Below are 19,844 nucleotides of genomic sequence, written 5' to 3' on the forward strand. Positions count from 1 at the left end.
TAGCCGATGTTATTCATCGTCAGTTGGACAATCAGCCCGGACAACCGTGATGCCGCAATCGCACGTTTCCTCAAGACCGGTGGCGCACCGCCCGAAGGCGTCACCATGCACGGACGCTGGCACGCCGTAGGGAGCTCGGCCGGCTTCGGCATTGCCGAGGCGAGTGATCTGGTGCCGATTCAAAAATGGGTGCTGGAGTGGAACGACCTGATGAGCATGGACGTGCATGCCGCATTGACCGATGAGCAAATTGCACCATTGCTGGCTGCCACTGCCGACCGGTAATGGCGATTGAGGCGGCGAGTAGCGCTCGCCGCCTCAATTTAGCGGGTGTTTTTGAGCGAACACTCTTTCGGCGCAATGCTCCTGAATCAGTGCTTTCTGACTATCCATTACTGGATATTTCGCAATTCAAACCTACGCTCTTCGCGGGGGTTACGAAATTCAACGACGGTTGGGGGCTCGTCTCGATGTACTCACGCGAGTGCGCAGGAGCTCGAAATGAATCGGACAACCTTATCCACGCTGTTTGCGGCCCCCCTATTGCTGTCTGTGATGGCGTTTCCCGGCCTGACCCTGGCCGCCGACAAAGCTCCCAACATCCTGGTTATCATGGGCGACGATGTGGGCTGGTCGAATATCGGCGTCTACAACCAAGGCATGATGGCCGGCAGAACCCCCAACCTTGATCAGCTAGCGAACGAAGGCATGCGTTTCACTGACTATTACGCCGAGGCCAGTTGCACCGCCGGGCGCGCCAACTTCATTACCGGCGAACTGCCGATTCGGACAGGCATGACCACCGTCGGCCAGGCCGGCTCGCCCGTGGGTATTCCCGCCGAAGCCGTCACCATCGCGACCGCACTCAAGGCCATGGGTTATGCCACCGGCCAGTTCGGCAAGAACCACTTGGGCGACCTGAACCAGTTCCTGCCCACCGTCCATGGTTTCGATGAGTTCTTCGGCTACCTCTATCACCTCGACGCCATGGAAGATCCGGCACACCCCAATTATCCGAAGGAGCTGCTAGACAGCGTCGGCCCACGCAACATGGTCCACAGCTGGGCCTCCACCACGGATGACACGACCGTGATGCCGCGCTGGGGCAAGGTCGGCAAGCAGAAAATCGAAGACGCCGGAACGCTCTATCCGGAGCGGATGAAAACCGTCGACGAGGAGATTCGCGACAAGGCCTTCTCGTTCATCGACAAGGCCAAGCAGGACAACAAACCGTTCTTCGTCTGGCTCAACCCGACCCGCATGCACATCGTCACGCACCTGTCCGACAAGTACGAGGCCATGCGCAACTCGCAGAATGGCTGGTCGGAACAGGAAGCCGGTATGGCGCAGCTCGATGACATTGTGGGCGACGTCCTGGCGAAGCTGAAAAAAGACGGCATGGACGACAACACCATCGTGATTTTCACCACCGACAATGGTGCGGAAAACTTCACCTGGCCCGATGGCGGCACGACTCCGTTCGCCATGGGCAAAGGCACGGTCATGGAGGGTGGCTTCCGGGTACCGGCAATCATTCGCTGGCCAGGCAAGGTGCCGGCCAACCAGATTGCCAACGGCATCATGTCCGGCATGGACTGGTTCCCGACCCTGGTCGCGGCGGCAGGTAACCCGAACATCACGGCGGAACTGCTCAAAGGCAAACAATTGGGCGACACCACCTACAAAGTTCACCTGGACGGCTATGATCAAACGCCAATGATCACCGGAAAAGGTCCGTCGAACCGGCATGAAGTTTTCTACTTCGGAGAGAGCTCCTTGGGTGCGGTGCGCATAGACGACTACAAATATCGCTTCATTGACCAACCGGGTGGTTGGATGGGGGCTAAAGTTGCTGTGGATGTGCCGATACTGACCAATCTTCGACTCGACCCGTTCGAGCGCATGGGCTGGCCGGAAAATCAGGCCGCGCAGGGTTCGCAACAATACTTCGACTGGTTCAAATTCCAGTTCTGGCGCTTCGTGTTCGTCCAGCAGCAGGTGGCCAAACTGGCAGAAACAGCGATCGAGTTCCCACCAATGCAAAAAGGCGCGAGTTTCAACCTCGACTCGGTTAAAGCCAAGATCGCCGCGGCTCGGGCAGAGATGGCCAAGTAACAGCCGAATCCACGGGTGGCGGGTTCAGTCCACCCGTATTCGAAATGGACAATTGCTGAGGGATTTCCATGCCGACGAAAACAGCTACCCTGCCCGCCTCTGCGCTACTTGCCTTGTGCTGCCAGCAAGCCTGGGCCGGCGGCATCATGCTCTATGAAATCGGCACCGATAACGCCGGCCTGGCCAACGCCGGTGCCGCCGCCCGTGCCCAAGGCCCCTCGACCATCGCCAGCAACCCTGCGGGCATGAGCTATCTGCCAGGCACGCAAATCACCGCCGGCTTGCAGGTTCTGTACGGCGACCTGAGCTTCGACCGCGACTCCGGCACCAACACCCCGGGCAGCGGCAGTGGCAACGCCCTCGATCCGATTCCCGGTGGCAGCTTCTTCATCAGCCATGAACTCGACGAGCACTGGAGCGTCGGGTTCGGCCAGTACGGCGACTTCGGCCTGGCGGTCAATTACGACAACGACTGGTCCGGCCGCTACTTTGCGCAGAACTCCAGCCTGCTCGGCCTGTCGCTGGTACCGAGCGTGGCTTATCGCTTCAATGAGCAGTGGTCGGTCGGCCTGGGCATCAAGGCCATGTACGGCATGTTAAAGGCAGACACCGCCATCGACCGCTCCCCTTTCGGCTTCACTGACCGCTCTGACGGCCAATACAAGTACCGGGACAACACCTGGGGCTATGGCGCCAACGTGGGCGTGATCTACGCCCCACAACCCGGCACGCGCATCGGCCTGACCTACACCAGCCAGGTCGACCTGGACTTCAAGGACCGGCTGGACGTCAAGGGCGACGGCCGCCTGCTCGAGCGCGTCAACAACACCGATACCGAACTAGACATGAAGGTGCCGCAAACCGTCACCCTGAGCCTTTTCCAGCAACTGGACCGGCAATGGGCGTTGCTCGCCTCGGCCAACTGGCAGGACTGGTCCGAGTTCGGCGACATCGCCGTAGAGGTCGACACCACGGCATTTGGAGCGCAATCGACAACAGTCGACGCCGGCTTCAAGGATACCTGGCACCTCTCCCTTGGCGCGCAATACCAGGCCACCGAGCAGTGGTTGTGGAACGTCGGTGTGGCCTACGACAGCAGCGCCGTCTCGGACAGCAACCGCAGCGTGGTCGTGCCGATGAATGAATCCTGGCGCATTGCGACAGGAGCCACCTATGCTCTGAACGAGAACACCGATGTCAACGTCAGTTGGGCCATGGTCTGGCTCGGCGACATGCCGGTGGACCAGGCCAAGTCCGTATCGGGCAATCGAATCTCCGGTCAATTCGACAATGCCTGGATTCAGGCTATAAACGGAAACATGACCTGGCGATTCTGATGTCTTGTAAACGAAAGAATGACGATTTAAACCAAGGAGTAAACACCACTATGAATCTGTCCCGAAAACTGCTCGTCGGCGCTACGCTGGCCAGTCTGTTGCTAGGCGGCTGCACCTCGAAAGTGACTGAGAAGGAGCAATATTCAGGCTTCTTGTCCAACTACAACAACCTGCAGGAAGTCGAAACGCCGAGCGGCGGCACCGCGATGCGTTGGGTCAGCCCTGCGTGGAACCCGAATGCCTATGACACCGTGGTGTTCAACAAACTGGAGCTCTACCCGGCCCCCAAACCCGATGAGCGTGTCAACCAGCAGACACTGACCGACATTCAGAACTACATGACCAGCAAGGCAAAGGCTACGCTGGGTCAGAAATACCGCGTAGTGACCAACACCTCATCCGCACCGGCGGGTTCGCGCCCTCTGATCATGCGCGCGGCGATTACCGGGGTGAACGCCGAGAACGAAGGCATGAAGTGGTATGAAGTGGTGCCCATCGCGGCCGTAGTCGGGGCAACCCAGGCAGCCACCGGTCACCGTGACCAGGAAACCACCCTGTTCATCGAAGCCGAGTTCGTCGACGCCAAGAGCAACCAGACCGTAGCCAAAGTGGTGCGCAAGGTGTTCGGCACCGAACTGAAAAACGAAAGCCAGAAGATTACCGCCAAGGACTTCAAGGCAGCGATCGACAAACTGGGTACCGACTTCCAGGCGTTCCTCAAGTAAGAACAGGTTGCTCGCGTAGTAGCTGCCGCGGGCTGCGATCCTTTGATCTTCAGGTTATTGAAACCATAAAAAGGTCGCAGCCTTCAGCAGCTCCTATCGGCACAATTCACTTCTTCATCCCCACCCGCCGGCGCATCTCGGCAGTGATCGCTTGCCGGGTTTTGGGCATGTCCGCCCAGGGCTCATCCCCGACTTCGGCCAGACGTTCATGCACGTTGTGCAGGTTCCATTGATTGGCGCCCTTGAGTTCGGCCACCTCTTCGCGCCAGATCGGCATCGACACCGGCAACCCCTCGCGGGTACGTACGGCGTAGGCGCAAATGGTGGTCGCCCCCAGACCGTTGCGCAGGTAATCGATGAAAATCCGTCCGACACGGTTCTTCGGTCCCGACACCGCGGAAAAACGCTCGGGCAACAGCCTGGCCATGTGACTGACAATGGCATGGCTGAAATCCTTGACCTCATCCCAACCGAGCTTGCGGGTCAACGGCACCACCACGTGAATTCCCTTGCCGCCGCTGGTTTTCAGAAACGCCTTGAGCCCCAGTTCATCCAGCACCGACAGCGTCAGCTGCGTGGCCTCGACCATGCGTTTCCATGGCAGCGCCGGGTCCGGGTCAAGGTCGAGGATAAAACGATCCGGCTTGTCGAGTTTGTCAGACGTCGCATTCCAGGTATGCAGTTCCACGGCATTCATCTGCACCGCGCCAACCAGCGCCTCGACGTTGTTGATGAGCATCATCGGCTGGCCGGTAAGCTGTTTGTCCAGCAGGGTGATGCTGGGGATCGCCAGGTGCTCGGCATTCTTCTGGAAAAACAGCTCGCCAGCGATACCGTCCGGCGCACGCACCAGCGCCACCGGACGATCCTTGAGCTCGGGCAGGATCCACTCGGCGACGCTGGCGTAGTACTGCGCCAGTTGCAGTTTGGTGGTGCCGCTGCCGGGGTCGATCATCCGGTCCGGGTGGGTGATGCGTACCTTGCCCTCCTCCAGACCGAGTTGTGAGGGGGCGGGTGCGGTTTTCTTTCCCGTGGCAGCGGGCTTCGCCGTGCCAGCCTTTTTCGCAGTGGAGGTTTTCACGGTTTTCGCGCGCTCCTCGGTGATGGCTCGTGCCGGTTTGTCATTGCGCAGGCCATGAAACACAGCATGGCGCACCGAACCGTCCCTGGTCATTTCAGCGAAGGCCACTTCCGCCAGCAGCCGGGGTTTGAGCCAGTGCACGTCCCTGGCCTGCGAACCGCCGGGTGGATTGACCACCGGCGGCTTTTTCACCTGCAAGGGCTTGAGCTGATCATGGAGGCTGCGCAGGGTCGCCTCGTTGAACCCGGTGCCGACTTTGCCGGCATAACGCAACTGGCCGTCATCGTGATCATGCAGTCCCAGCAGCAACGCCCCGAAGGCATGGCGCGAGCCTTTCGGATCGGTGAAACCGACGATGACGAATTCCTGTCGATGCTGGCATTTGAGCTTGATCCAATCGCTGCTGCGCCGGGATACATAGGGCGACCCCTGGCGTTTGCCGATCAACCCTTCCATGTGCATCTGGCAGGCGCTGTCGAGCAAGGCGCGGGGCTCCTCGCCAAACGACTTGGAGAAACGCAGCAACGGCTCCTCACTGGCCGTGAGCACCGTCGCCAGCGCAGTTCGACGCTCTTCGACCGGCACCTCGCGCAGGTCCATGCCATTGAGGTACGGCAGGTCGAACAGGTAGTAGAGAATGTCGTCGCTGCGATCCGCTTCGAAGGCGTTTTGCAGCGCCTGAAAGTCAGGAAACCCCTGCTCGTCCATCACCACCACTTCACCGTCGAGCCACGCCGATTCCAGGCCCAGCGCGGCCAGGGCCATGGCCTGCCCTGGCAGTTTGTGGGTCCAATCGTGACCATTGCGAGTGATCAGCTTCACCTCGCCGTGGTCGATGCGGGCCATGATCCGGTAGCCGTCGAACTTGATTTCGTAGCGCCATGGTCCGTCGGGGATTTTTTCCACCAGCGTCGCCAACTCCGGCTTTAGCAGGTCCGGCAGCCTGGCTTTGCGTGCGCCGGTCAGTGGCGATGATTTTCCCGGGCGTGAAAGTTTGGCGGCGGGCTTGGTGGTCGCCGAAAAATCACGCATGCGGTTGTAGTCATCGAGGTTGCGGGGCATGGCTCACCTGCTTCGCGCCTGGACGTTGAATGCAAACGTCTCCTAACCAAGCAGAGCCAGCGAACGGCGCAATAATTCAATCGGCGTTGAAAAGGCCCGGACGGACGGGCCTGTGGTGCGGGGTACGGCTGGTGTTTCGGCAGGTTGACCGAGTCATCGTTCTTCGCGAGCAAGCTCGCTCCCACAGTGATTTTCAGCGCACACGGAATCTGCGCTCGGCAGCGATCAAAATGTGGGAGCGAGCTTGCTCGCGAAGGCAGCGGCCTGGTCAACCGGACAATCCGGATTAACGCGGCCGCAACACCAGTGCAAACAACTCGCCATGCCCGTTCACGTTGAGCTTGTGATAGAGGTTGCGTCGATGCACTTTCACCGTCTCCGGGGAGATGCCCATTTGCTGGGCGATGGCCTTGCTGGAGAACCCCTGGAGAATCAGGCGCGCGGTTTCGATTTCCCGCAGGGTCAGGCGTGCGTCGAAGCGATCGAGCAAGGTCGCCAGATCGCCGGCCGGTGCTTCGGCGACCGGCCCTTCCGGTGGCAGCAAATCCAGGTGTCGGCGCATCGCCGCCAGCACCCAGTCACGCACGCACAGCAGACGGCCCTGCTCCTCGAGGCTGAAGCGTGTCGAACGCCCCAGGGACAGGCCGAGCACGGCGCCATCGACGTTGACCATGAACTGCAATTCGTCCCCACCGACCACGGTGCTGAAGTAACTCAGGTAGTACTCACTGTGCTGGAACTGGTCGGGGGCCACCGAATCAAGGCTGTGCAAGCCGTCGGCGATGCCGGCGCAAGCGGCTTGATAGAACGGATCAAGCAGGTACATGCCGGCGCGGTAGTCCGCCAGCTCTTCCTGCTCAGCACTGTTGCCCTTGGCATCGAAGTCAATCAGCAGGCGCGGCACATGCCCCGGGCGCATCAGCGCCACCAGCGCGTTATCCAGCGGCACCAGCAAGCGCAGGGTATCGACCAGTGCACGCCAGAAACTGTCCTGCCCCACCGCCGTAAAGACCCGCGCCAGCCCCTGATGCACCGGCAACTCTTTCAACAACGCGTCCACGCACTACCCCTTTTGAGTAACCCATGATGGGAATGGGTGAAGGCCACCCCGGTCGATACGCTGCAAACTCCTGATTACCACCGGCCGCAACAGGCCAGGAGTGCCGCATCATGAGTCGTCACCGCTTGTATTTCAATCTGGGGTTGGGTGCCTGTCTGGCGGTTTCGCTGTCGGCTTTTGCGGTCGAAGCCCCGACCGTGCACGTGTACAACTGGTACGACTACATCGGCCCCACCACCCTGCAGGACTTCAAGCGTGACACCGGGATTGCACCGGTCTACGACACCTTCGACAGCGCCGAAGTGCTCGAAGGCAAGTTGCTCACCAGCCGCAGCGGCTACGACGTGGTGGTGGCCAGCAACTTCAGTTTGCCCACGCTGATCAAGGCCGGCGCCCTCGCCCCCCTGCCCCGTGCGCAGATGCCGGACTTCAAGAACATGGACACCGAACTGCTGGCGAAACTGGCCAACAACGATCCGGGCAACCAGTACGCCGTACCCTACCTGTGGGGCACCAACGGTATCGGCTACAACATCGACAAAGTGCGCGCGCTGCTGGGTGACAAGGCGCCGGTGGATTCCTGGGACCTGGTGTTCAAGGAAGAGAACCTGGCGAAACTCGGCGAATGCGGCGTGGCCATGCTCGACTCGCCGTCGGAGATGCTGCCGGTTGCCCTGCACTACCTCGGCCTGCCGCCCAACAGCACCAACCCCGAGGACTACAAGAAGGCCGAAGCGCTGCTGCTGAAACTGCGTCCGCACATCGCCTACTTCAACTCGTCGAAGTTCATCAGCGACCTGTCCAACGGCAACATCTGCGTGGCGGTGGGCTGGTCCGGCGCGATGCTCGAAGCCAAATCCACCGCCGAGCAGGCCGGCAACGGCGTGAAGATCGCCTACAGCTTGCCGAAGGAAGGCGCGCCGGTGTGGTTCGATACGCTGGTGCTGCTCAAGGACGCTCCGCACCCGGAACAAGGCATGGCCTTCATCGACTACCTGATGCGCGCCGAAGTCATCGCCCCGGTCAGTGACCACCTCAACTACCCCAACGGCAACCGCAGCGCCACCACATTGGTGGCCGAAGCGACCCGCAGCAACCCGGCCGTCTATCCACCCGCCGAAGCCATGGCCACCTTGTTCACCCTCCAGCCACTGCCACCCGCTACCGAGCGCGTGCGCACGCGGATCTGGAGCAAGGTCAAAAACGGTCAATAAACACACCGCATGTCCCTGTGGGAGCGGGCTTGCTCGCGAAAGCGGTGTGCCAGCCAACATTATTGGCGACTGATACGACGCTTTCGCGAGCAAGCCCGCTCCCACAAGAAACTGCAGTGCCCCACCAATTTTTTCTGCCACGAATCGAAGATGAGAAAAACCATGAAGCCACGCGCCCGCGACCTGAACATCCCGATCGGCCAACTGCAACCCGGCCCGCTCAATGCCATCACCGACGTCCCCGGCGTACGGGTCGGCCACAGCGACGTACGAGGTCGCACGGCCAATGGCCGCGACATCCTCACTGGCGTCACCGTCATCGAACCGCGCGCCGGTTCCACCAGTCAGCAACCCTGCTTTGCCGGCGTGCATGTGCTCAACGGCAACGGCGATGCCACGGGGCTGGAGTGGATACGCGAGGCAGGCTTGCTGACCAGCCCCATCGCCTTCACCAACACCCACAGCCTGGGCGTGGTGCGCGACGCGCTGATCGTGCTCGACCGCGAGCAGCAGCCGGATGACGGGCGCCTCTACTGGAATATGCCAGTGGTGCTGGAAACCTTCGACGGCCTGCTCAACGACATCAACGGTTTTCACGTGAAGCCGGAACACGTGGCCCAGGCCGTGCGTTCGGCGGCGGGCGGACCGGTGGCCGAAGGCAATGTCGGTGGTGGCAGCGGCATGATCTGCCACGAATTCAAGGGCGGCATCGGCACCGCGTCGCGCCGCTTGAACAGTGCCCAGGGCGGCTGGACAGTGGGGGCGATTGTCCAGGCCAACCACGGCATTCGCAATGAGTTGCGCGTCGATGGCTACCCGGTCGGGCGCTACATGGAACAGGTCGATTCGCCGTTCCTCAAGGCCTCTTTGCCCCATCCGGGCATGGGTTCGATCGTGGTCTGCCTGGCCACCGATGCGCCGTTGCTGCCGCACCAGTGCACACGCCTGGCCCAGCGCGCCAGCCTCGGCCTGGCCCGCACCGGCGGCGGCAATGAAGACCACAGCGGCGACATCTTCATCGCCTTCGCCACCGGTAACGATCACGTGCCACCGGCTGCCTACGAGAGCAAGAAAGCACCGACCACCCACAATCTGAGCATGGTCAACAACGACCACATCAGCGAGCTGTTCCTGGCCGCCACCGAAGCCGTGGAAGAAGCCATCATCAATGCCCTGCTCGCCGCCGACACCGCCGAAGGCAACGGGCATGGGGTGCAGGGGCTGGATGCCGAAACCTTGCTCAAGGCGTTGCGCCGCGCCGGCTGGCCGGGGGATGCGACTAGCGGTACTTGAGTGAAACACTCGGTCTTTTTAGGATGAACTTACGCAGCCGCTTGCTTGCGCAAGCCGCTGCGTAGGTGGTGAGTGAACTGAACCCCTACCAAGCTCACCACTTGTTTCATGCGCATCTTGAGCCTCACGGCTCCACTTCCTCCCCATCAAGAGCTTTGAGGCTCTTTTTTTACCTCTGAAAACCAACACTGTTCATTGTGGGAGCGAGCTTGCTCGCGATAGCGGTGGGGTCAACCACAGTAAATGTCGACTGACCCGGCCTCATCGCGAGCAAGCTCGCTCTCACAGGGGGATTTGTGGGGGTTCAGGAGAGTGCGATCAGACCAGGCGCAATCGAGGGCCAGCGGCCGGCACCGCATCGTCACCCAACCGCCCCCGCACAAACGCCTGAGCCTTGCGCGTCAGCTGGTCCAGATGCCGGTCGCGCTGTTTTTCCGCGTCGGTCATGGCCCGCTTGCCATGCTTTTGCAGCAGGTAGGTATGAATCTGCCGCACTTCCAGCGAGCTGTAGATCGACGCCACATCCAGCAGCGCCATCAAGCCAGCGGTAGCGTGGTCGCGAGTGTTCATCAACACCTGGGTCGCACGCACGCCCACCACCCCAAAGCCCATCGCCTCGAAATACGGCACCTTGGCCACCGCGCAGGTCAGCTCGGCATGGGGGTAGCGACCGACCATTTCCCGCAGCATCCGCCGGGCCACGCCCTGGCGCCGATACTCGGCCTGCACTGCCATGTACGCCACGCCGCAGGCCTCGGGGTCGTCCTGCACCGGCAGGTACAGCACAAAGCCCGTTACCTTTTGCGGGTCGTCTTCGTCCGTGGCGACGATCAACTCCACGGCAATGCCTTTTTCACCGTTCAGCGCTTCCAGATACAGGTGCACCTCATAGCCGATCGCGTATTGATAGAGGTTGTACAGCAGGTTGCTGGGCGGGATCGCGACCATGCTGATGTCGGTCAGGTTGTCGACCACCATCTGCAGGATCTGGCTATTGATGTGCTCGGGGCACGGGGTTTTGAAATGGCTGATCAGGGGCATTGCGGTGACAGGCTCCGGGAGGCAAGGGCCGCCTATCATAGCGCGCCCGGCACGTCCGGTCCGAAGGTGATGGACAGACATCCACCCTCCTTGAGCCATGCGCATCATTTTCAAGGCCGACAACAGTGAGTCCGGCACACATTGTGCTGGATGAACTTGCCTCTTCGCGATCAGGCCTGCTCCTTCAGGGGACAGCGGTATTGCCCACACCTCAATCTGCTGTGGGAGCTCGCCTGCTCGCGAAAGCGGTTACCACCACACCGACCTCGGGTATGAACGGGGGAGAACGGGTGGGTGAAAGCCCCCAACGTTGAGGATTCCCACCTACTGCGCCATCAGGACCAAAACCCAAACCGCCAGCCTTTTGATATCAAACAGTTTTTTGTTTCCCCCAAATTTCCCCGCGATTGGCACACCTATTGCGTCCAGCGTTTTGCGAACGTCAGCCACACCGACGCGTCCCGAGGAAAAAAGATGAAAAACAAAACTGACCTCAAATCGCTCGGCTTTTTCAGCAAACCGGGCATCGCCGCTGTGATGCTGATCAACGTCAGCCTCGGCATCGTCAACGCAGCACCGCTTGACGATGTTAGCCCGCCGCCGCCAACAGATCCGTCGGCGTATACCAACCCGCCGGCCGACCCCCAGGCCGCGCTGGATGCCATAGAGACCATGCCTCCCACCAACCAGGGCTCCTACGCCCTGCCCAATGGTGTGTACGGCACCCGCACCACGCCAACGACCGACAACGTGCTGCCGCCAGCCCTGCAGACATCCTTCAAAATCCCCACCAACGGCAAGCCCAGCCCATTGTTCGGGGCCCAGCCGTACACTCAGCAACTGCTGCTGTTCGAAGAATTCGGCACGGAAAAACTCGACCCGACACTGCCGGCACCGCCCCTGACTTTCCCGGTTCCGATCGTCGGCCCGGCGCCCACGCAAGACCCGAACAACATCGCCCGCAGCGGCCCTTCGGCCGCGGCGCTGGAAGCCTTCATGCGCCAGCCGGGGCTGTACCCGTTTCCGGCGCAGTATTCCAACGTGCTGGACCGCAACCCGTGGAAAGCGCAGATCGAAGCCTTCCTCAACCGCCATCCGGTGGGCTCGCCGGCCGAAGGTCGTCCGCCAGGAAAAGGCTGGTCGCACCAGCGCTGGAACGAGTTCTACCCACAGGTCGCCTTCAAGACCGCTCAAGCCGGCGCCAAGCTCAACGGCGGCATGCGCGACCGCCGGCAGCTGCACAACTACGCCGTCGGTGAGTTCGGGCCGGGCGGGCTCTACAACCAGACCTCGGACACCCCGGTCATAACAGGCACCACCAAAGGTATCGACACCCGTTTTCACCCCAACATGCCGATTCAGAACCACAAGGCGCTCTGGACTTTCGACGGCACCTTTCCGCCAAAACTGCTGATGGTGCGGTACGGCCAACCGGTGCTGATGCGCCACTACAACGCCCTGCCGATTGATCCGTCGGCCAACATGGGGTTCGGCCTGCATACCCTCAGCACCCACGAACACAACGGCCACTCCCCGGCCGAAAGCGACGGCTATTCCAATGCGTTTTTCTTTCCGGGGCAGTACTACGACTATCGCTGGCCGATCCAGTTGGCCGGTTACGACACCATCAACACCAGCGCTCAGGATCCGCGCGCGGCGTTCCCCTGCGCGCCGGGTGAAACCCTGTTCGTCAACGATGCCACGCCGGGCTTCAAGACCTGCGACAACGGCAGCATCAAGATCCGTGGCGACTGGCGCGAAGCCATGAGCACCCACTGGTTCCACGACCACATGCTCGATTTCACCGCGCAGAACGTCTACAAGGGCAACGCGGTGATGATGAACTACTACAGCGCCATGGATCGTGGCAACGAAGCGCTGCAAGACGGCGTCAACCTGCGCCTGCCCAGCGGTTCGGCGTTGCCCTGGGGCAACCGCGACTATGACGTCAACCTGATGATTGCCGACAAGGCCTGGGATACCAATGGCCAACTGTGGTTCAACCCGTTCAACACCGATGGTTTTCTTGGCGATCAGATGCTGGTCAACTGGCAGTACCAGCCGCGCCTGAACGTGCGGGCGCGCAGCTATCGTTTCCGCATTCTCAATGGCTCGGTGTCGCGCTACTTCAAGATCGCGCTGGTGCGTGAGATCGCCGGTACCGGTGGCGAATTCCCCGGCCCGGCGGGTTCCGGCCTGTCTTACACCCGCGTGCCGTTCCATATGATCGCCAACGACGGCAACCTCATGGAACACGCGGTGCCGTTCGACGGGAGCATGGACCTGGACGCCGACGGCGATGTGCAGGACCACAACGCTATCCTGCCCACCCTGGCCATCGCCGAGCGTTACGACATCATCGTCAACTTCTCGAAACACGGGATCAAGACCGGCGACAAGCTGTACTTCGTCAACCTGATGGAGCACCACGACGGCAAGGGTCCGGAGGTTGCATCGCAGAGCCTGGCCGATGTCTTGTCCGGCAGGTACAAGGCGGTGCTCAAGCTGGGCAGCAAAGGGCTGGAATGGGACGCCGGCGACCCGGTGGTGGGCAAGTTCATGCAGATGGTGGTGCAGACTTATGCCGGCCAGGACGTGAGCATGAACCCCGCCGACTACGAACCCGCCAAGCCAGGCCAGCCGGTGGGTAAAAGCATGATCCCGCTGACCCTCAACCGTGACGATCCGACGGTGCAAGCCACGCTCAAGGCGGCGCGCCATCGCGAGTTCACCTTCGGCCGCTCCGACGGTACCGACGAAGAACCCTGGACCATCAAGACCGACGGCGGTTTCGGCTACCAGATGGACCCTCGGATCATCAGCGCCGCTCCGCAACTGGCTACCGGCCCGACCGCTGCCGGGTTCTCCGGCGACGGCACTCTGGAAGTGTGGAAAATCATCAACGGCGGCAACGGCTGGAGCCACCCGGTGCACGTGCACTTCGAAGAAGGGATCGTCCTCAAGCGCGACGGCAAGGCACCGCCGGAATGGGAAAAATGGGCGCGCAAGGACGTCTATCGCATCGGGCAAGAAGTCGACAGTTCGGTGGACGTGGAGATAGCGATCCGCTTCCGCGAATTCGCCGGGACCTACATGGAGCACTGCCACAACACCCAGCACGAGGACACCTCCATGCTGCTGCGCTGGGATGTCGAGCACCCCGGCCAGTTCCAGTTGATGCCAACCCCCCTGCCCGGCTGGGACGGCGTCACCTACGTCAATTCCGCGGCGCTGCCGACTTTCCGCACTGGCGATACACGTGTCGAGGACCCCGATAACCAAAAACCGATTGCCAACGCCGACAGCGCCATCAGTAACACCGGCCAACCGGTGATCATCAACGTGCTGGCCAACGACAGCGACCCTGACGGTAACGTGCCACTTAAAGTGGTGGGTCTGGAGCAACCGGACTCCGGCAAGGGCGTGGTCAGCACCGATGGCCTGCGCGTGACCTACACACCACCGGCCACGGTCCCTGCGCCGTTCACCGCGACCTTTACCTATAAGGCCGCCGATGCCAAGGGTGCCGAGTCGGCACCGGCGCCGGTATCCGTGGCGGTCTCGGCAGCGGTCAACGAGAGCCTGATCGTTACCAGCGCCACCGTCACCGCCCGCAGCAACAGCCGCTGGTATTGGGTCCTGTCCGGCACCACCTCCCGTGGCACGGGCAATACCATCACGGCGACGGCCACCACCACAACCGGTACGGTGAACCTTGGCGCTGCCGTCCTGACGCCTACGGCCACAGGCGCGCGCTGGAATATAGCAGTGACCACCGCCGGCAGCGGCCCGTCGCCTAGCCCGACGGCGACCATCAAATCGGCCTTCGGCAAAACCGTGACGGTGCCGATAAAGGCGAACTAGAGCGGATTGATCGACGCCCGGCCCATGCAATGTGGATCGGGCGTTTTTCTTTTGTGCAGCGTGCGGTGGGACCGAAGTGGGTTTTGTTGACTGTCCGCTCTATCCGCAAAGTGCCTGATGGATCTCAGCCTTGGTATTGACTGTTACACCGCCATCGCGGGCAAGCCCGCTCCCACAGGGGGTCTGCGTCGAGCATAATTTATAGGCTCGCTGAAGATCCTTGTGGGAGCGGGCTTGCCCGCGATGGCGGCACCTCGGTCTATCAGACAAACCACATTCCATCCCCCTGGCAGCATGGTCACATGATTGGCCGACGAACTATCGATGAGGTCCCAGTCACCTTTGCGGCGCCACCATCCGGAAGCGGATATTGATCTCGTTGGACACCACACTGTCCGCCCACTCGCCCTCGCCGATCTTGAAGTCGTCACGCTTGAGCACCAGTTGGCCCTCGAAGATGCCGATGGCGCTCTCGGATTTGAGCAGCACCGGTACACTCACTTCTCGAGTAAGCCCCCGCAGGGAAAGTTTGCCGGTGATGGTGTAGCGGTTATTGCCCAGGGCCTTGATGGACGTCGACTCGAAGGTCGCCACCGGATAAGTCGCCGTGTCGAACCACGCCGGTTTTTGCAGCTCGGTGTTGGCGTCGCTGTTGCCAGCGTCGATGCTGTTCAGGTCGATGGTCAGCGCGGCATGGGCGGCGCCGGGGTTATCGGTGTCGAAGTCCAGTTTGGCCTTGAACTTGCCAAAGGTGCCGTAGGCTCTCGACCCCATCTGCTCATAGGTGAAGCTCAAGGTACTGGCCCTGGCGTTCACATCCTTGTATTCCACGGCTCCAGCAAACGGCACCAGGCCGAACACCAACGTGCCGGCCAGAGCGACGCAACGCGCGGATCGAAGGTTCATGACGCTCTCCGGGAGGGCTCCCGTCCTGAGTTGGCGTGCCGCACAAGTCGGGTCGTATCAGATGGACTAAAGCAAACAACCGGCGTTTATTCCACCTCACCCGTTGATTTGCGACCACCTGCCGCTGGCCGCCAGCGCTACCCGCACTCCCCGCGTTGCCACGCCCGCCGCAACAGGTCGATCACCTCGGCATCCGAGGTTTGGGAAAAATTCATATACCAATGACCAATCGACGTGAACCACTCGGGCATCAGCGGACAGATCAACTCATCCACCTCGCTGCGCAGCGCCTCCACCGTTTCGATCGGCGCCACCGGCACCGCCACCACGATGCGCGATGGCGCCTGCGCCCGCAGCGCCTGGATCGCCGCCCTCATCGAAGCCCCGGTGGCCAAGCCGTCGTCGATCAGGATCACCACCTGATCCTTGAGCTGCACCGCCGGTCGCGTGCCACGGTAGACCTGTTCGCGGCGTAGCAACTCGCGGCTTTCCCGTTCGACCACGGCGTCGAAAGCGGCGCGATCAATCGGGTGCACCCGCAGCGCCTCTTCATTACGAATCTGGATACCACCGCTGGCAATCGCGCCCATGGCGTACTCCGGGTGGGACGGCACGCCGAGCTTGCGCACCAGCATCAGGTCCAGGCGAACCTTCAGCGCCGTGGCCACCTCATAAGCCACCGGCACGCCGCCACGGGGCAAGGCCAGAACGATGACGTCGGGGCGATTGGCGTAAGGCAGCAACGGCTCAATCAAACGCCGCCCGGCTGCTGGTCGGTCTTGCAGGATGGAATGGGACAAGGGGCTCATTTGAAAACCTCCCCAGGCGATAGCGCCTGTCTTTTTCAGTCACACCGTCCTTTTGTGGCGAGGGGCTTTGTGGCAAGGGACCTGTGAACAGCATGCCCCTCCCGCAGCGTTCCGCCTACACCAACCGCTCAATCTTCTGATGCTGCCACACCAGTTTGTAATACAGCGTCTGCAACACCAGCATCCCCAGATACGCCACCGGAAACGCCATCCACACCCCTTGCAATCCAAACTTCGCATCCAGCAGATACGCCGCCGGCAACTGCACGCCCACCACGCACACAATGGAAATCGCCACCGGCACCATCACCGTACCGCTGGCGCGCATGATGCCGCCGATAATCGCCTGGAAACCAAACACCAACAGGCTCCAGAGCATGATGTGCAACAAGTGCTCGGCCATGCCAAGTGTCGCCTCCTCAGTGAGGAACGACGCCAGCAACCAACTCGACAACAAGTACCCGAGCACCACCAGACCACCGGTCAAACACACGTTGATCATCAGCCCGGTCTTCAGGATCGGCCCGATGCGCTCGATGCGCCCCGCCCCAATCGCCTGGGCGCCAAGGATCGACGCGGTGATCGCAATCGACAGCGCCGGGAACTGCACGTAATTGACGATCTGCGTCACCGCGCCATACGCCGCCGTCGCCTGGGACCCGTGCTGGTTCACCAGCGCCAGAATCACCAACTCCGACAGCGACAACACCACCATCTGCAACCCGGTGGGCAAACCGATGCGCAGCACCTTGCCGAGGATCGCCACGTCCAGCTTCATCGCCGCAAAGAACTCGCGATCCGGCGCCAACGGATGGCCCTTGCCGATCAAGCGCCATGCCAGCAACCCCATCGCCACCAGGTTACCCACCAACCCGGCAATCGCCGCACTCTGAATCCCCATCGGCGCAAAACCCAGCCACCCGCGAATCAACGCCGGTGTCAGCGCCAGTCCCACACAGGTCGACACCACCAGCGCCAACAACGGCGACAACGTATCGCTCACCCCGCGCAGCAACTGCGTGAACAACACGAACACCAACAGCGACGGCATGATCCACAACATCACATGGGCATACGCCACCGCATCGTCCAGCACATCCGCGGGCGTCCCCAACCCCACCAGCGCCGACCGCGCAAACACGCTCCCCACCACCGCCGCCACCAACCCGATCAACACCCCCAACAACAACGTCGCCCCGGCAATCGCCTTCACCAGATGCGTCTCCCGCGCCCCCCACGCCTGCCCGATCAACACACCCGCGCCAGCACCGAGGCCGATCACCAGGGCGATGAAGAAAAACACGATGGGGAACATCCCCGACACCGCCGCCAGGGCCTGGGTGCCGAGCATCTGGCCGATGTAGATGCTGTTGACCGTACCGGACATGGATTGCAGGAAGTTCGACAGGACCATGGGGGCGAGGAACAACAGGTAGGTTTTCCAGAGGGGGCGTTGGGGTTGGGTTTGCATTCGGGAAGGTCCATCTCGACGGCCGGAGCGATGATTAAGGATAGCGTGGGTGGCTGAATCCAAGGGCCCGTGAACATCTCAGGTCTGTGTTTATATTTCCAGCGACGTGAGGTGAAAGGTCTGAAGTTTCATCATCGGCGATCCTACGACAACCTCAGAAGCCCTCACCTTGCCCACGGCCTTGATGAAGCTTATAGTCCGCCCCGTCGCCCAAATGGCGACCAGGTTTGGCGACCTGTTCGATCGGATGCAAAAGCTCTGTGCTTTTTTGCAGATGCTGTTGCACCTTCGCAAAGCTGTCTTTATGGCAGCTGTGCGCGGGAGACCTTCGGGTCTGCCGGTTTTCCGATCCCGGTTCGCCAACCTGCGTACAGCTGTCACCCATTCGTTTGGCGACGAGTGAGCGGCAGTCAACCTTTGCACTGATCGGAGTTTCATCTATGGAAAGATACATGCCCCTCACCGGAATCGACCTGGTTCCGGCCTCCCTGCTCATCGACACCCAAGCCCCCCTCGACGTCCTGCAAGCCATGGCCGACTACAGTATTCGGACAGTCACGCAAGTGCTGGAAAACATTGCCTACCGATCAGAACTTGGTTGCGACACCGTGGTGTTGGAGGACTTTTCCAAGCTGCTGGTCATTCCGTTGAGGGATGGTTGTGATTTGATGGATGTGATTGGGCGGCGGTTGCGGGCGCAGGTGGCGGAGTGAATGAAAACGGGCGCCAAAGGTGCCCGTTCTTTTTGTCCGACGAGAAAAGCGGCTTTTTGTTCTGTGGCGTAAATTTCGTCTGTTTTCGTTTTCAGACCTTCGCGACAGGCAGCAATCGTCAAAAGCAGCCGCTCACGAACGACTACTTCGACCCAATATAGCCTGTCAGTAGTCTTGGAGGTTCTTTCCTTTGACCAGTTCATCTGCCCACCCCGGCTGCCGCTCGAACTCCTCGAACAGCTCGAAAATGGTCGACTTGACCTTCTGCACGGCATTGCTCTCTACAACCGTGTCATGCCAGCACAGCGAAAGATCCCGCTTGAACAGTCGATGATCGATCCTGGCCAGCTTGAGCCTGTGTTGCACAAGCTCAACATGGGCCGCGGCCCACGGCAGGATCGTGACACCGAGCTGCGCCTTGACGGCTGAGAACAACAGGTCGGTGGAATTGGCTTCGAATTCAACCTCGCATTTCAGGCCGGCCTCCTGCAGTGCAAATTCGACCCGACTGCGAATGGTGTTCGGAGCACAGGGCAGCACCAGCGGCATCTTCGCCAATGCCTCAATCGACACCGGTTCATCCGGTAATGAAAACTCCGGCCACGCCACCAAGTACAGCGTTTCGGTTAACAGCCGCCGGAAAGCCATGCCCCGGGTTTCGACCACATCGACATTCACCGCCAGTGCCACTCGCCCTACCGTGATCAGACGTCCGAGTTCGGCGCTCGGAGAATCAATCAATTCCAACTTGATACCCGGATAACGGCTGCGAATCGTGCGTGCGAGCGGAATTGCCAGCATGCGCGCCGTACTCGACGGCATGCCGACCGAGACTTTGCCTTGCGGGAATTCGGCGTCCTGGCGCAGCAGTTCGTGGGTGCCGTCGGCCTGGCGCAGCAGTTCGATGGCATGCCGATAAAGCGTTTGCCCAGCCGCCGTGGGAACAACGCCATGCACGCTGCGCTCGAGCAGTTGCATGCCCATGTCCTGTTCCAGGTTGCGCATCTGCTGACTGATGGCTGGCTGCGCGATATGCAGCGTTTCACTGGCGCGGGTGATGTTCCCGCACTCGACCACCTTGATGAAATACCGCAACTGGCGCAGGTCCATGTGTACCTCCCAAGCCATATGATTTTCCGATGAATGTAGAGGA

Annotated in this window: 16 protein-coding genes; 8 read left to right on the top strand and 8 right to left on the bottom strand. The window is 61.1% G+C overall.

The genetic code is table 11. The annotated features are described in order from the left end of the window. Positions 1-6: 6 nt before the first annotated feature. The 4 genes from PspS34_RS17305 to PspS34_RS17320 all read left to right on the top strand — a co-directional run bounded on the left by PspS34_RS17305 (position 7) and on the right by PspS34_RS17320 (position 4,177). Positions 7-285 carry a DUF3303 family protein gene (locus PspS34_RS17305; RefSeq protein ID WP_057715432.1) on the top strand — a complete coding sequence of 93 codons (279 nt, stop codon included), beginning with the start codon at positions 7-9 and terminating at the stop codon, positions 283-285. Positions 286-501: 216 nt separating this feature from the next. Then, positions 502-2,115 carry an arylsulfatase gene (locus PspS34_RS17310; protein WP_057715433.1) on the top strand — a complete coding sequence of 538 codons (1,614 nt, stop codon included), beginning with the start codon at positions 502-504 and terminating at the stop codon, positions 2,113-2,115. 68 nt (positions 2,116-2,183) lie between these two features. After that, the gene (locus PspS34_RS17315; RefSeq protein WP_150814998.1) at positions 2,184-3,452 is read left to right on the top strand and encodes an OmpP1/FadL family transporter; all 1,269 of its coding nucleotides are present in this window, start codon (positions 2,184-2,186) and stop codon (positions 3,450-3,452) included. A gap of 50 nt (positions 3,453-3,502) precedes the next feature. Continuing rightward, the gene (locus PspS34_RS17320) at positions 3,503-4,177 is read left to right on the top strand and encodes a DUF3313 domain-containing protein (RefSeq protein ID WP_057715435.1); all 675 of its coding nucleotides are present in this window, start codon (positions 3,503-3,505) and stop codon (positions 4,175-4,177) included. Between the two features lie 106 nt (positions 4,178-4,283). On the opposite strand, the gene ligD is transcribed toward PspS34_RS17320, so the two are convergent. Both ligD and PspS34_RS17330 read right to left on the bottom strand, forming a co-directional pair. After that, positions 4,284-6,320 (bottom strand): DNA ligase D, encoded by a 2,037-nt coding sequence (gene ligD, locus PspS34_RS17325; protein ID WP_154862068.1) that lies wholly within the window; start codon positions 6,318-6,320, stop codon positions 4,284-4,286. 286 nt (positions 6,321-6,606) lie between these two features. Further along, the gene (locus tag PspS34_RS17330; RefSeq protein WP_154862069.1) at positions 6,607-7,380 is read right to left on the bottom strand and encodes a helix-turn-helix transcriptional regulator; all 774 of its coding nucleotides are present in this window, start codon (positions 7,378-7,380) and stop codon (positions 6,607-6,609) included. Between the two features lie 110 nt (positions 7,381-7,490). Here PspS34_RS17330 and PspS34_RS17335 point away from each other — a divergent pair, with 110 nt between their 5' ends. Together PspS34_RS17335 and PspS34_RS17340 are read left to right on the top strand one after the other, a co-directional pair. Next, positions 7,491-8,594: an extracellular solute-binding protein gene (locus tag PspS34_RS17335; protein ID WP_154862070.1), complete on the top strand. Its 1,104-nt coding sequence runs from the start codon at positions 7,491-7,493 to the stop codon at positions 8,592-8,594. Positions 8,595-8,756: 162 nt separating this feature from the next. Continuing rightward, positions 8,757-9,887: a P1 family peptidase gene (locus tag PspS34_RS17340; RefSeq protein ID WP_154862071.1), complete on the top strand. Its 1,131-nt coding sequence runs from the start codon at positions 8,757-8,759 to the stop codon at positions 9,885-9,887. A gap of 318 nt (positions 9,888-10,205) precedes the next feature. Here PspS34_RS17340 and PspS34_RS17345 read toward each other — a convergent pair whose 3' ends face one another. Then, complete coding sequence (locus PspS34_RS17345) at positions 10,206-10,928, bottom strand: GNAT family N-acetyltransferase (RefSeq protein WP_150815266.1); 723 nt, start codon at positions 10,926-10,928, stop codon at positions 10,206-10,208. A gap of 474 nt (positions 10,929-11,402) precedes the next feature. On the opposite strand from PspS34_RS17345, the gene PspS34_RS17350 reads away from it, so the two are divergent. Then, entirely contained in the window at positions 11,403-14,792 is a 3,390-nt protein-coding gene (locus PspS34_RS17350; protein ID WP_159390215.1) for a multicopper oxidase domain-containing protein, read from the top strand. 336 nt (positions 14,793-15,128) lie between these two features. On the opposite strand, the gene PspS34_RS17355 is transcribed toward PspS34_RS17350, so the two are convergent. From PspS34_RS17355 to PspS34_RS17370, 4 genes are all read right to left on the bottom strand, one after another. After that, a complete protein-coding gene (locus PspS34_RS17355; RefSeq protein ID WP_150814803.1) occupies positions 15,129-15,698 on the bottom strand; it encodes a YceI family protein in 570 nt (189 codons plus the stop codon). 137 nt (positions 15,699-15,835) lie between these two features. Then, positions 15,836-16,507: a phosphoribosyltransferase gene (locus tag PspS34_RS17360; protein ID WP_154862422.1), complete on the bottom strand. Its 672-nt coding sequence runs from the start codon at positions 16,505-16,507 to the stop codon at positions 15,836-15,838. 115 nt (positions 16,508-16,622) lie between these two features. Further along, on the bottom strand, positions 16,623-17,978 hold the full coding sequence (locus PspS34_RS17365) for an MATE family efflux transporter (protein WP_150814801.1): 1,356 nt from the start codon (positions 17,976-17,978) through the stop codon (positions 16,623-16,625). Between the two features lie 154 nt (positions 17,979-18,132). Beyond that, positions 18,133-18,432 carry a hypothetical protein gene (locus PspS34_RS17370; RefSeq protein ID WP_154862423.1) on the bottom strand — a complete coding sequence of 100 codons (300 nt, stop codon included), beginning with the start codon at positions 18,430-18,432 and terminating at the stop codon, positions 18,133-18,135. Here PspS34_RS17370 and PspS34_RS17375 point away from each other — a divergent pair. Next, on the top strand, positions 18,419-18,691 hold the full coding sequence (locus PspS34_RS17375) for a hypothetical protein (protein WP_159390216.1): 273 nt from the start codon (positions 18,419-18,421) through the stop codon (positions 18,689-18,691). The genes PspS34_RS17370 and PspS34_RS17375 overlap by 14 nt on opposite strands. A 165-nt stretch (positions 18,692-18,856) precedes the next feature. On the opposite strand, the gene PspS34_RS17380 is transcribed toward PspS34_RS17375, so the two are convergent. After that, entirely contained in the window at positions 18,857-19,801 is a 945-nt protein-coding gene (locus tag PspS34_RS17380) for a LysR substrate-binding domain-containing protein (protein ID WP_150814800.1), read from the bottom strand. Positions 19,802-19,844: the final 43 nt, after the last annotated feature.

The sequence above is a fragment of the Pseudomonas sp. S34 genome (assembly GCF_009866745.1).
Taxonomy (GTDB): domain Bacteria; phylum Pseudomonadota; class Gammaproteobacteria; order Pseudomonadales; family Pseudomonadaceae; genus Aquipseudomonas; species Aquipseudomonas jessenii.

Bases quoted from the DNA above. Each gene is read 5' to 3' on its own strand.
- PspS34_RS17370 (WP_154862423.1), bottom strand. From the start codon at position 18,432: ATGTATCTTTCCATAGATGAAACTCCGATCAGTGCAAAGGTTGACTGC.
- PspS34_RS17315 (WP_150814998.1), top strand. From the start codon at position 2,184: ATGCCGACGAAAACAGCTACCCTGCCCGCCTCTGCGCTACTTGCCTTG.
- PspS34_RS17355 (WP_150814803.1), bottom strand. From the start codon at position 15,698: ATGAACCTTCGATCCGCGCGTTGCGTCGCTCTGGCCGGCACGTTGGTG.
- PspS34_RS17350 (WP_159390215.1), top strand. From the start codon at position 11,403: ATGAAAAACAAAACTGACCTCAAATCGCTCGGCTTTTTCAGCAAACCG.
- PspS34_RS17380 (WP_150814800.1), bottom strand. From the start codon at position 19,801: ATGGACCTGCGCCAGTTGCGGTATTTCATCAAGGTGGTCGAGTGCGGG.
- PspS34_RS17335 (WP_154862070.1), top strand. From the start codon at position 7,491: ATGAGTCGTCACCGCTTGTATTTCAATCTGGGGTTGGGTGCCTGTCTG.
- PspS34_RS17310 (WP_057715433.1), top strand. From the start codon at position 502: ATGAATCGGACAACCTTATCCACGCTGTTTGCGGCCCCCCTATTGCTG.
- PspS34_RS17375 (WP_159390216.1), top strand. From the start codon at position 18,419: ATGGAAAGATACATGCCCCTCACCGGAATCGACCTGGTTCCGGCCTCC.
- PspS34_RS17320 (WP_057715435.1), top strand. From the start codon at position 3,503: ATGAATCTGTCCCGAAAACTGCTCGTCGGCGCTACGCTGGCCAGTCTG.
- PspS34_RS17305 (WP_057715432.1), top strand. From the start codon at position 7: ATGTTATTCATCGTCAGTTGGACAATCAGCCCGGACAACCGTGATGCC.
- ligD (WP_154862068.1), bottom strand. From the start codon at position 6,320: ATGCCCCGCAACCTCGATGACTACAACCGCATGCGTGATTTTTCGGCG.
- PspS34_RS17360 (WP_154862422.1), bottom strand. From the start codon at position 16,507: ATGAGCCCCTTGTCCCATTCCATCCTGCAAGACCGACCAGCAGCCGGG.
- PspS34_RS17340 (WP_154862071.1), top strand. From the start codon at position 8,757: ATGAAGCCACGCGCCCGCGACCTGAACATCCCGATCGGCCAACTGCAA.
- PspS34_RS17345 (WP_150815266.1), bottom strand. From the start codon at position 10,928: ATGCCCCTGATCAGCCATTTCAAAACCCCGTGCCCCGAGCACATCAAT.
- PspS34_RS17365 (WP_150814801.1), bottom strand. From the start codon at position 17,978: ATGCAAACCCAACCCCAACGCCCCCTCTGGAAAACCTACCTGTTGTTC.